9 protein-coding genes are annotated in these 11,750 nt (G+C 60.4%); 5 read left to right on the top strand and 4 right to left on the bottom strand.

Translation table 11 applies throughout. The features are described from left to right. Nucleotides 1-105 precede the first annotated feature (105 nt). Nucleotides 106-900, bottom strand: a complete 795-nt coding sequence (gene gloB / locus HEQ61_RS05680; protein ID WP_168020313.1) for a hydroxyacylglutathione hydrolase — start codon at nt 898-900, stop codon at nt 106-108. 178 nt (nt 901-1,078) lie between these two features. On the opposite strand from gloB, the gene HEQ61_RS05685 reads away from it, so the two are divergent. From HEQ61_RS05685 to HEQ61_RS05695, 3 genes are all read left to right on the top strand, one after another. Continuing rightward, a complete protein-coding gene (locus HEQ61_RS05685) occupies nt 1,079-1,897 on the top strand; it encodes a class I SAM-dependent methyltransferase (RefSeq protein ID WP_168020314.1) in 819 nt (272 codons plus the stop codon). Nucleotides 1,898-1,990: 93 nt separating this feature from the next. Further along, the gene (locus HEQ61_RS05690; RefSeq protein WP_168020315.1) at nt 1,991-2,878 is read left to right on the top strand and encodes a chorismate mutase; all 888 of its coding nucleotides are present in this window, start codon (nt 1,991-1,993) and stop codon (nt 2,876-2,878) included. Between the two features lie 233 nt (nt 2,879-3,111). After that, nucleotides 3,112-3,996 carry a prephenate/arogenate dehydrogenase family protein gene (locus tag HEQ61_RS05695; RefSeq protein WP_168020316.1) on the top strand — a complete coding sequence of 295 codons (885 nt, stop codon included), beginning with the start codon at nt 3,112-3,114 and terminating at the stop codon, nt 3,994-3,996. Between the two features lie 62 nt (nt 3,997-4,058). Here the strand turns inward: HEQ61_RS05695 and HEQ61_RS05700 are convergent, their stop codons facing one another. The 3 genes from HEQ61_RS05700 to ubiA all read right to left on the bottom strand — a co-directional run bounded on the left by HEQ61_RS05700 (nt 4,059) and on the right by ubiA (nt 9,415). Next, nucleotides 4,059-6,065, bottom strand: a complete 2,007-nt coding sequence (locus tag HEQ61_RS05700; RefSeq protein WP_168020317.1) for a methyl-accepting chemotaxis protein — start codon at nt 6,063-6,065, stop codon at nt 4,059-4,061. An 87-nt stretch (nt 6,066-6,152) separates the two neighbouring features. Then, nucleotides 6,153-8,162, bottom strand: coding sequence for a methyl-accepting chemotaxis protein (locus HEQ61_RS05705; RefSeq protein WP_168020318.1), 2,010 nt, complete (start codon nt 8,160-8,162; stop codon nt 6,153-6,155). Nucleotides 8,163-8,464: 302 nt separating this feature from the next. Beyond that, nucleotides 8,465-9,415 carry a 4-hydroxybenzoate octaprenyltransferase gene (gene ubiA, locus HEQ61_RS05710; RefSeq protein WP_168020319.1) on the bottom strand — a complete coding sequence of 317 codons (951 nt, stop codon included), beginning with the start codon at nt 9,413-9,415 and terminating at the stop codon, nt 8,465-8,467. Nucleotides 9,416-9,536: 121 nt separating this feature from the next. On the opposite strand from ubiA, the gene HEQ61_RS05715 reads away from it, so the two are divergent. Together HEQ61_RS05715 and HEQ61_RS05720 are read left to right on the top strand one after the other, a co-directional pair. Continuing rightward, a complete protein-coding gene (locus tag HEQ61_RS05715) occupies nt 9,537-10,298 on the top strand; it encodes a 16S rRNA (uracil(1498)-N(3))-methyltransferase (protein ID WP_168020320.1) in 762 nt (253 codons plus the stop codon). Between the two features lie 65 nt (nt 10,299-10,363). Next, a complete protein-coding gene (locus HEQ61_RS05720; RefSeq protein ID WP_168020365.1) occupies nt 10,364-11,725 on the top strand; it encodes a glutamate--cysteine ligase in 1,362 nt (453 codons plus the stop codon). The last annotated feature ends 25 nt before the right edge of the window (nt 11,726-11,750 follow it).

Consider the following 11,750-nt stretch of genomic DNA (forward strand, 5'->3'; position numbering starts at 1 on the left):
GGTGTTCTCCCCAGTCTCCGGCGGGCCGGGCGCCGCTGCGGGCCACGGGGCACGGACATAATGCACCTGCACACTATACGAACCCGTTGTATTCCGGCAATCGTTTCAGAACGTATCCTTGCGCTGACGCAGCGCTGCAAACACCGCAACAGGGTCAGCACCGGCCTCCAGCCCCACAGCCCGGGCCAAGGCCGGTACATCGGCCCGCAGGAAGGGGTTGGTTGCCTTTTCCTGCCCCAATACCCCGGGAACCGTCGGGCATCCATAGGTCATACAAGCCTCAAGCACGGACTCCCGCTCTTTCAGGGCCATGTTCTCAGGGTCTACCGCCACCGCAAAACGCCGGTTCATGGCCGTATATTCGTGCGCACAGTATACCCGCGTTTCATCCGGCAAGGCCCGCAGGCGCACCAGGGATGACCAGAACTGTTCCGGCGTGCCCTCGAACATCCGCCCGCAACCCAGCAGAAACAGGGTATCGCCACAGAACAGGGCACGCGCGCCGGCAAAATAAAAGGCAATATGCCCGCTGGTATGCCCGGGTACGGCCATGACCTGTGCCCGGGCTTGGCCCACGGATACCGAATCCCCGTCCGTAACGGCCAGGTCAATACCGGGAATCCTCCCGGAATCGGCGGGATTTGCGACAACCTTGCACCCTGTGGCCTGGCGCAGGGCCGGTATTCCGCCGATATGGTCATGGTGATGGTGGGTGACCAGAATCAGGGACAAGGACCACCCGTGCCGGGCACATACCGACAGGACAGGATCAGCCTCGGCAGGGTCCACAACCGCTGTCATTCCTGTTGCCCGGCAATGAAGCAACCATACATAGTTATCCTGAAGCACAGGGATTCGCACGATCTCCAACTCTTCCGCCTGCAGACCTTCTGGTGTCATCGTTCCTGCCTCCTAGATGCGGCGCCAGTGAATCCCCCTGATCTCCCCGAAAGCAAGGGCTTTTTTGCTGCTGGCATACCCCGGACCGTTTACGCGGTACGGACCGGCCTGTCTGTGCTATACTCACCCTGTAATCGCGGGACAACACGTGATGTAAACCGGGCGTGGGTGGGTGCACATGTACCTTGATGTGGCAGATCTGCATACCTTTTACGCCAGTCCCCTGGGACAGGTGGCGGGAATGCTGCTGCGCCGCCGCCTGCGGGAACTGTGGCCCGATGTGCGTGGCTGCCGGATTCTGGGCATGGGCTTTACCACGCCGCTCCTGGGGCCATTCGCGGATGAAGCCGAACGGGTTGTTGCCGCCATGCCTGGCCCCCAGGGGGTTATGGAATGGCCGGGACACGGGGGAAACCGTGTCACCCTGACCGAAGACACCAGCCTGCCCTTTCCCGATTGCTTGTTTGACCGGGTCATTGTCTGCCACGCAATCGAACATACCGACCAGAATCGGGCCTTGATGCGGGAACTGTGGCGGGTCATGGCCGACAACGGGCGGATCGCCGTTATTACACCCAACCGCCAAGGCATATGGGCCCGCATGGATCGAACACCGTTCGGGGCAGGGCGCCCCTGCTCGGCGGGGCAATTGTCCCGCCTGCTGGACGATGCCCTGTTCACCACCCTTGGCACATCCCCTGCCCTGTTCTTTCCTCCGGTTGGGTCGCGGATCCCGACAGCTTGGGCGCAGGGTGTCGAGAATATAGGGGAACACTGGTTCCCGCAGTTCTCCGGGGTCTTGGTAGCCGAAGCCGGCAAAAAGATCTACGCCACCCCGCGCCAGGAACACGCCGCCGGTCAGCGGGTCGGCCTGGGGGTACCGGACCGGCTTAACCTAGGACCGCGTAGCAAATCCGGTGTGTTCTATGGTGATGCGGGTCATACGCCCGGGGAAACAGGCTCCCTTTCCGGCGCAGGATCCTTGCGCCACGGTTGATGGAAAAGCAGGTTTGTCGTATGTTTTCTTTGCCTTCTGCAATGGATCCGGCTACTACCATCAACTGTACATTCAAACCAGGGAATTGACGGCATGCCGGAGAGCAACACCACCTTGGCCCTGCCAACACTGGGCGCACTGCGCGAGCGTATCGACGCCATCGACAACCAGATTATCGATCTTCTGCTGGAACGCAGCCGTATTGTCTCCACCGTCGGGGATGTCAAGCGTGCCGCCGGTGAAAGCGTCGGGATCTTCCTGCGTCCGGGCCGGGAAATGCAAATCCTGCGGCGGCTGGTCAAAAGAGCCGAAGGTGCCAAATTCCGCCGCTCTGTTATTGTCCGCATCTGGCGGGAGCTGTTCGCGGCCATGGTTGCCCTGGAAGGTTCCCTGTCAATGGCCGTTTTCACGCCTGTTCGTGGTTCAGGTTATCTGGAGCTGGGGCGTGACTCCTATGGAACATATACCCGCACCATCCCGTCCCAAAGTGCGGGCAGCGTGGTACGCATGGTTGCCGACGGTGATGCCGTGGTTGGCATTGTGCCCCTGCCGGGTCCCGATGACCGGGAGCGCTGGTGGCCTCATCTCCTGTCCGATCAGCCGGATACCCCGTCCATTGTTGCCCGCGTTCCCTTTGCCGGTCCGGGCACCGGACGCGGAGATGGACTGGAAGGGCTGGTCATCTGCCGCCTGCCCCAGGAAAACACGGGGGATGACCGCACGTATGTCACTCTTGAAACCGATGACAGCCTGAGCCGCTCGGGCGTGGGAGAACTGGTTGCACAGGTAGGGCTGACCGTGGTGGAGGTCCCTGATTCCATTGATGCGGGCCCGGATACACGCATCCATCTTGTGGAACTTGAAGGCTGCATTCTTGCCGACGACCTGCGCCTGCAAAGTGTGCTGACCCTCTCACAGGTCCGCAAGTTCCGCGTTGTGGGCGGTTATGCCGTCCCCTTCCCGCCCGGATATCTTGCGTAACGGGTGTTAAAGACAGCCCCCCTCGTACCGAAGGAATAGCTCCACGCTCGACTGTACGAGGGGGGTGGGAACGCTTGCTTCCTGCCAAGCTTCTGTTGAAGGAGCGCTGCTGAACTTCTGGCCGACGGTTCCGGGCATTGCCATACCGGGCAGGAACCGGTATCCGGAACCAGAAGAAGGCGCTACGGTGCCACTGTCTGTTGCTCTGTTCCCAAGGATTGCCATTGCCTGCCATGCCATCGCCCCTGTTCTCCCGCCTGTGCCTGATCGGAATTGGCCTGATCGGCTCGTCCCTTGCCCGTGCTGTCAAAGCCAAATCCCTTGCCGGGCATATCGCCTGCTTCTCTGCCCCCGACGGCAGCATGGAAACAGCCCTGCGGCTTGGTATTGTGGACAGCATCCACGATACCGCTGTTCAGGCCGCCGAAGGGGCGGACCTGGTTGTGCTGGCTGTCCCCGCCGGTGTCATGAGCGAACTGGCGCGCACCCTTGTCCCTGCTCTGGTGCCGGGCTGCATTCTCAGTGATGTTGGCTCCGTCAAACAGGGGATAGTCAATGCCATTGCTCCTCAGCTGCCTGCCGGTGTGCATCTGGTCCCCGGGCATCCCATTGCCGGAACAGAGCACTCCGGACCAGAGGCCGGCTTTGCCGAGCTGTTCCGGGACCGCTGGTGTATCCTGACCCCCCCGGCAGAAACCGATCCAGAGGCAATACAAAAAGTACGCACACTGTGGGAAGCCATCGGATCAAGGGTGGATGTGATGGATGCGCACCATCATGATCAGGTGCTGGCCATTACATCGCACCTGCCCCACCTGATTGCCTATACCATTGTGGGCACGGCCGATGACCTGCAGGATGATCTGAAGCGGGAAGTAATCCAGTATTCAGCATCCGGCTTTCGTGACTTCACCCGTATTGCCGCATCTGACCCAACCATGTGGCGGGATATCTTCCTGGAGAACCGAACCGCTGTCCTGGAAACATTACAACGCTTTACCGAAGACCTGACCGCCATGCAGCGTGCAATCCGCCGTGGCGATGGTGAAACCTTGCACAGCCTTTTTACGCGCACGCGCGCGATACGGCGCAGCATTATCGACGCCCGGCAGGCATGACAGAATGCAGAGAAGCCCCTCGACGGTAACGCGGGGGGCTTCTCTATACAGGATGTGGTCAACTACACATTCCGTATGCTGTGGAAGAATTCGTCGACTCGGTTTTTGAGCATTTCGGATTGTCTTGAGAGTTCACCGGCGGCGGCGAGGACCTGGCTGGCGTTGTCTCCGGTTTCGCGGGCCCCGTTTGTGACGTTGATGACGCTTTGGGAGACTTCGTTTGTGCCGGCAGCGGCTTCGGCGACGTTACGGGCGATTTCGCGTGTTGCGGCGCCCTGCTGATCGATGGCGGTGGAAATATCGCCGGTGATGTTGTTGATTTCCTCGATCACCTTGGCGATATCGGCAATGGCGGCGGCCACATGATCGGAAACGGTCTGGATGGCCTGGATCTGGGACCCGATTTCATCGGTCGCCCGGCTGGTTTGCCCGGCCAGACTTTTCACTTCGTTGGCGACCACGGCAAAGCCTTTTCCGGCTTCACCGGCGCGGGCGGCTTCGATGGTGGCGTTCAGGGCCAGCAGGTTGGTCTGGCTGGCGATGTCGTTGATCAGGTTCACAATCTGGCTGATCTTCTGGGTGGCCTCGACCAGGGACTGCACGGTCTGGTTTGTCCGGTGGGCGGAATCCGAGGCCCGTTCGGCGATCAGGCGTGAATTCTCAACCCGGGACGCGATTTCGTTGATGGAAGCGGCCAGTTCCTCGGTGGCATGGGCTACACCCTGGACGTTGACCGACGCTTCTTCGGTAGCCGCTGCAGCCGTGGTGGCGTCGCGGGCGGAACGGTCGGCGGTCCCCGACAGGGCACCGGCGGTGGCTTCCAGCTCCGTGGCGGCAGATGTGACCGTGCCCAGCACGGTGTTCATGTCGCCGCTGAAGGCCGAGATCAGCTTGTCGACCTTGATGGTACGGGCTTCGGCAGCACGGCGGGCTTCGGCCTGCTCGGCCTCCAGACGGCGACGTTCCAGCGCGTTGTCGCGGAACACGGCAACCGCGTGGGCCATGGCGCCGATTTCGTCATCACGCCCGTCGCCGGGGATTTGCACTTCCAGGTTCCCGGATGCCAGATCCTTCATCGCGCCGGTCATTTCAAGAACCGGGTGGGCCACCAGCACGTTCAAGGTCTGGCGCAGGATCACGATCATCAGAAGGGCGCCGAGCAGCGCGGCAACCAGGGCCGAAACCCGGAAATCCGTCAGCTGGGCAAAGGCCTTGTCCTCGTCCACGCTGACCACCAGGAACCATTCCACCCCGGGGAGGCCGCTAACAGGGATAAACGTCATCAGTTCCGTATGACGACCATCGGAAGCCGTCACAACCTCTGATGTGATGGAAGGCGTCTGGGCCGGATAGATATCGGCCATCTTCTTGGTGACCACATCGGGATCGGGGTGCATCAGGATGGTGCCGGCCTTGTCGACCAGAAACGCACGCCCCATCCCGCCAAAGGTAATTTCCCCGATCATTTTGGAGAGATCACCAATCAGGAAGTCACTGCCAATAACCCCCACAAGAGAGCCGCTCTGATAAACAGGAATAGCAATGGTAATATTCAAATCCGGCGTCGTGGCTGATTTGTAGGGGGGCGTAATCACAGGCCCCTTTTCTGTCTCGGCCTGTTTGTACCAAGGACGCTTGCGCGGGTCATACCCGGCTGGCAAATCGGTAGCCGGCGGCTGCTGGGTAAAGACTCCATGGATGTCACCCAGATAGGATGCATTGAAGCTTTCCATCAGCGTTGCACGGCCCAGTTCGGTGCTGACAGCAGCAGGACTGGCATCGGTGCGGGCAATACCATCGGCCGCCAACCGGGTCAGCAGCAGGCGGGCATTCAACCAGTTGCTGATATTCTCGGCCGCAATATCGCCCATGTGATGCAAATCCGCGTCTATACCCTTGCGGATGGCCGAGCGCTGATAGAAATCGCTGTACAGGGAATACACCACGAACACTGCAATGACCGTGCCGATGGCAATTGACAGGATCTTGCTCATCATGCTCTTGGGGGCCGATGCAACCGGGGCATTCTCGCCCGTCTCTACGGGTTTGGTATCCTGATCGGCCTGCATGAACTGGCTCCCCCTAAAAACAACTGCCCCCCGGCGTCAGGCGCATATACGGTACAAATTTACAAGCAAGGCATTGCCGAGTCGGCCCTACACATTCCGTATGCTGTGGAAGAATTCGTCGACTCGGTTTTTGAGCATTTCGGATTGTCTTGAGAGTTCACCGGCGGCGGCGAGGACCTGGCTGGCGTTGTCTCCGGTTTCGCGGGCCCCGTTTGTGACGTTGATGACGCTTTGGGAGACTTCGTTTGTGCCGGCAGCGGCTTCGGCGACGTTACGGGCGATTTCGCGTGTTGCGGCGCCCTGCTGATCGATGGCGGTGGAAATATCGCCGGTGATGTTGTTGATTTCCTCGATCACCTTGGCGATATCGGCAATGGCGGCGGCCACATGATCGGAAACGGTCTGGATGGCCTGGATCTGGGACCCGATTTCATCGGTCGCCCGGCTGGTTTGCCCGGCCAGACTTTTCACTTCGTTGGCGACCACGGCAAAGCCTTTTCCGGCTTCACCGGCGCGGGCGGCTTCGATGGTGGCGTTCAGGGCCAGCAGGTTGGTCTGGCTGGCGATGTCGTTGATCAGGTTCACAATCTGGCTGATCTTCTGGGTGGCCTCGACCAGGGACTGCACGGTCTGGTTTGTCCGGTGGGCGGAATCCGAGGCCCGTTCGGCGATCAGGCGTGAATTCTCAACCCGGGACGCGATTTCGTTGATGGAAGCGGCCAGTTCCTCGGTGGCATGGGCTACACCCTGGACGTTGACCGACGCTTCTTCGGTAGCCGCTGCAGCCGTGGTGGCGTCGCGGGCGGAACGGTCGGCGGTCCCCGACAGGGCACCGGCGGTGGCTTCCAGCTCCGTGGCGGCAGATGTGACCGTGCCCAGCACGGTGTTCATGTCGCCGCTGAAGGCCGAGATCAGCTTGTCGACCTTGATGGTACGGGCTTCGGCAGCACGGCGGGCTTCGGCCTGCTCGGCCTCCAGACGGCGACGTTCCAGCGCGTTGTCGCGGAACACGGCAACCGCGTGGGCCATGGCGCCGATTTCGTCATCACGCCCGTCGCCGGGGATTTGCACTTCCAGGTTCCCGGATGCCAGATCCTTCATCGCGCCGGTCATTTCAAGAACCGGGTGGGCCACCAGCACGTTCAAGGTCTGGCGCAGGATCACGATCATCAGAAGGGCGCCGAGCAGCGCGGCAACCAGGGCCGAAACCCGGAAATCCGTCAGCTGGGCAAAGGCCTTGTCCTCGTCCACGCTGACCACCAGGAACCATTCCACCCCGGGGAGGCCGCTAACAGGGATAAACGTCATCAGTTCCGTATGACGACCATCGGAAGCCGTCACAACCTCTGATGTGATGGAAGGCGTCTGGGCCGGATAGATATCGGCCATCTTCTTGGTGACCACATCGGGATCGGGGTGCATCAGGATGGTGCCGGCCTTGTCGACCAGAAACGCACGCCCCATCCCGCCAAAGGTAATTTCCCCGATCATTTTGGAGAGATCACCAATCAGGAAGTCACTGCCAATAACCCCCACAAGAGAGCCGCTCTGATAAACAGGAATAGCAATGGTAATATTCAAATCCGGCGTCGTGGCTGATTTGTAGGGGGGCGTAATCACAGGCCCCTTTTCTGTCTCGGCCTGTTTGTACCAAGGACGCTTGCGCGGGTCATACCCGGCTGGCAAATCGGTAGCCGGCGGCTGCTGGGTAAAGACTCCATGGATGTCACCCAGATAGGATGCATTGAAGCTTTCCATCAGCGTTGCACGGCCCAGTTCGGTGCTGACAGCAGCAGGACTGGCATCGGTGCGGGCAATACCATCGGCCGCCAACCGGGTCAGCAGCAGGCGGGCATTCAACCAGTTGCTGATATTCTCGGCCGCAATATCGCCCATGTGATGCAAATCCGCGTCTATACCCTTGCGGATGGCCGAGCGCTGATAGAAATCGCTGTACAGGGAATACACCACAAACACAGCAATAACCGTGCCGATGGCAATCGACAGGATCTTGCTCATCATGCTCTTGGGGGCCGATGCAGCAACCGGGGCATTCTCGCCCGTCTCTACGGGTTTGCTATCCTGATCGGCCTGCATTCCTGTTCTCCTGTCCTGACATGGCACCCGCACGAAAGAGAGCGGGAAGCAAAAAAACGCCCGCAAAGCCAGTTTGCCCACGCCATCCCCGGAAGAAGACCACAGATCCGGACAAGGCGGAATAGTATCAATTCCCTACCACAGACCCTGATCGTAACACCGGCACCACCCCGTGGACATACGGAAGGGAACAGTCGTGTCCACCTGTTCTTACTGTTTGTGCTGTAAAAGATTGCAGGGCCGGGGCATTGACCGCAAAGGGGGCTCCCGTATGTCCGCAACGGCAAGACCCGGTGTGTGACTCAGCCTGATCCCGGAATTGTGATAGACAGATGGCCGGCAAGACAAGCCCCCAGAACAAGCCACCCGAATTCCCGGTTTGACTGGAACACGACCAAGCAACCTGACGGATCATCAATATCGAGTTGATGAACCTGACGCGCCGCATGCCACAGGGCCGGAACAAGACAAGGATAGAACAGCCATGATACCCCGGCAAAGGCGGCAGACAGGGTGAAAAGGAACAGCGCCATACCATAGAACACGGCAACGGCCGGCTTTGTTCTTTCCCCCAACGCAAGCGCCGAGGAGCCGATTCCAACCATGCGATCTTCCTCGCGGTCCTGGTGGGCGTAGATTGTGTCATACCCCAGAACCCAGAAGAAGGCACCAGCATACAGGGCAAGCATGGGCCACCCCGGGGCACCGGTCACTGCAGTCCACCCGAGAAGTGCACCCCAGCTGAATGTCAGGCCCAGCCATACCTGTGGCCACATGGTCAGGCGCTTCATCAGCGGGTAGGCAAGAAACATGGGCACCGACGCCAGACCCAGAAGAATCGTGGCCGTGTTGAAGGACACAAGAATCAACAGGCCGGCCAGCATGACCAGTCCGATCAGGATCAACGCAGCCCGCACGGAAACAGCACCGGACGCCAGGGGACGGGAGCGGGTGCGCTCCACCAGGCGATCAATGTCGCGGTCAAGAACATCGTTGATCGCACACCCTGCCCCACGCATCAAAACGGCGCCCACCCAGAACAGCAGTGCTGAAGGGATGCAGTCCTGCAAGCGGACATCCACAGCAGCAGCCCCCAGGACCAGGGACCACCAGCAGGGAAACAGCAAAAGCCAGCTGCCAACCGGACGATCCAGCCGCAACAGCTTCAGGAACGGGCGCAGGGATACCGGAACCGCGCGGTCTATCCACCCGTTGACCGGCATATCGCCAGCCATATGTCGTGCATTGCTCATGGTGCCTGTTTAACAATGAAACAGCGGAACAACAATTGCTTGATGCATCTTCCCGGTTCGTGCCACTGAATGGTCTTCCTTCACGGGATGACATGTCCCGCCTGTTCCAACCGGAGATCCCATGTCCGCACGTGTGCTGTGCCGCCTGTTTGTTTCTGCCCGACTGGCAGAGAATGCGCCTGTCTTGGCTGATGCCGGACAAGCCCGTTATCTGGGGTCGGTCCTGCGGGCCCGCCCGGCGGACCGGGTGTGTCTGTTCAACGGGCAGGACGGAGACTGGCTGGCCGATATTGTGCACCTTGATCGTCAGCGCGTGGAATTACGCGCCCTGTCCTGCCTGCGCCCACAGCCGGACACCGGTATCCCGGACGTCTGGCTGCTGTTTGCCCCGGTCAAGAAAGACGGAACGGACATGATTGTCCAGAAAGCAACAGAGCTGGGTGCATCGGTCCTTTGGCCCGTCCTGACCAGCCGCACCAACAGCCAGCGCGTCAATGTCGAGCGTCTGCGGGCAACCGCGATCGAAGCGGCCGAGCAATGCGAGCGCAGTACAGTTCCCGACATGCGTATGCCGGAACGGCTGGAGTCTCTTCTGGCGGGATGGGAACACACACGGACCCTGTATGTTGCCGACGAAACCGGACGCGGGGACCCTGTTGCCACAGTCCTAGCAAGGGAGGCATCCGGGCCGGCGGCCTTTCTGACCGGCCCCGAGGGTGGCTTTGACCCCCGGGAAACAGAGTTGCTGCACCAGGCACCCTTCGTCCGCCCCGTCAGCCTTGGCCCCCGCATCCTGCGGGCCGAAACAGCCGCCATGGCCAGCCTGACCTGCTGGCAAGCCATAAACGGGGATTGGTCCCACCCCTTGATACGACCATACTGATATCATGATTGCACTGATAAAGTGCCCGCTACATTCGAGGACTCCGGAGACTGTTTTTCATGCCTATGTCTGATTCTGCCACCCCTACACCCATGTTGAGCCGGGATGATCTTGTACGCTATCTGGAAAGCGGAAGCCGCCCCGCACATGAATGGAAGATCGGAACCGAGCATGAAAAGCACGCCTTCCGACGGGATACCCATGCGCCGCTGTCCTATGATGAACCCGGCGGAATCCGCGATATCCTGAAGGGACTGGAACGGTTTGAATGGAAACCGGTCAGGGAGGGGGAGCATGTCATTGCCATGACCCGTGCAGACGGGGCCTCCATTTCCCTGGAACCGGGCGGACAGCTGGAGCTGTCAGGTGCCCAACTGGAAACCCTGCACCAGACCTGCGCGGAAATTGGCACGCACCGGCAACAGATGCGGGTCGTATGCTCGGAGTTGGGAGCAGGCCTGCTGGCTCTTGGTTTCCACCCGACAGCCCGCAGGGATGACGTACACTGGATGCCAAAGGGCCGGTATCGCATCATGCGGGCCTATATGCCCAAACGGGGATCCCTGGGTCTGGACATGATGCTGAGAACCTGCACCGTCCAGGTCAACCTGGACCATGGTTCCGAAGCCGACATGGTGGCCAAGATGCGGGTTGCCACCGCCCTGCAGCCTTTGGCCACCGCCCTGTGGGCCAACAGCCCGTTCACCGAGGGAAAACCCAACGGCTTCCTGAGCTGGAGGGCGCATGTATGGACCGACACGGATCCCGATCGCTGCGGCATGCCGGAGCTGGTGTTCGAGGACGGCTTCAGTTTTGAACGCTGGGCTGATTACCTGCTTGATGTGCCTATGTATTTTGTCTATCGCAAGGGCCAATACATCGATGCGTCGGGGCAATCCTTCCGTGACTTCATGGCCGGGCGCCTGCCGGCCTTGCCGGGAGAATATCCGACGGAATCAGACTGGGCAGACCATATGTCTACAGCCTTTCCTGATGTCCGTCTGAAAAAGTACATCGAAATGCGCGGTGCGGATGTTGGCCCGTGGGAACGTCTGTGCGCCCTGCCCGCATTCTGGACCGGCCTGCTGTATGACAGCGACAGCCTGACTGCTGCCCTGGACCTGATACGCCCCTGGACCGCAGAGGACCGGCGGCGTCTTCTGGCCGATGTCCCGCGCCAAGCTCTGAAGGCCCGGATTGGTGGGCAGTCCCTGCAAGAAGTTGCACGGATCGTTCTGGATATCGCCCACAACGGGTTGAAGCGACGGAATCGCATGAACCAGAAGGGACAGGATGAGACAGGTTTCCTGGATCCCCTTCTTGCCATTGCCGAAAGCGGACAAACACCGGCCGAACGCCTGCTGGAGCGTTATGCCCGGAATCCCGGGGCAGGCATGGGCTGGATGTTTGAAGACAGCGGCTGTTGATGGCATTTCCGACACACTGGCCACA

Origin of the sequence: Haematospirillum sp. H4485 (genome assembly GCF_012102745.1) — a bacterium.
Lineage (GTDB): Bacteria > Pseudomonadota > Alphaproteobacteria > Rhodospirillales > Rhodospirillaceae > Haematospirillum.